This window comes from Tropicimonas sp. IMCC6043 (genome assembly GCF_004146235.1).
Lineage (GTDB): Bacteria > Pseudomonadota > Alphaproteobacteria > Rhodobacterales > Rhodobacteraceae > Tropicimonas.
Window position 1 is genome coordinate 1 of record NZ_SELO01000241.1, and the last position, 255, is coordinate 255.

Consider the following 255-nt stretch of genomic DNA (forward strand, 5'->3'; position numbering starts at 1 on the left):
AGGACACCGAGGCCCTGTTGGCCTTCTACGACTTCCCGGCCGAGCACTGGGACCACCTGCGGACCTCGAACCCGATCGAGAGCGTCTTCGCAACCGTAAGGCACCGCACCGTCCGGACCAAGGGCGCACTGTCACAGAAGACCGCAAAGCTGATGGTCTTCACCCTGGTCAGGGCGGCATCGAAGACCTGGCGCAAGCTCAACGGCACAAACCAGTTGCCCCGCCTCATCGAAGGCGTCAAATTCACCGACGGCA

Annotated in this window: 1 protein-coding gene; it reads left to right on the forward strand. The window is 62.7% G+C overall.

What is annotated here, in order from left to right; genetic code table 11:
• The coding region (locus tag EU800_RS26520) for a transposase (RefSeq protein ID WP_207210040.1) at positions 1-255 on the forward strand (255 nt) is incomplete at both ends.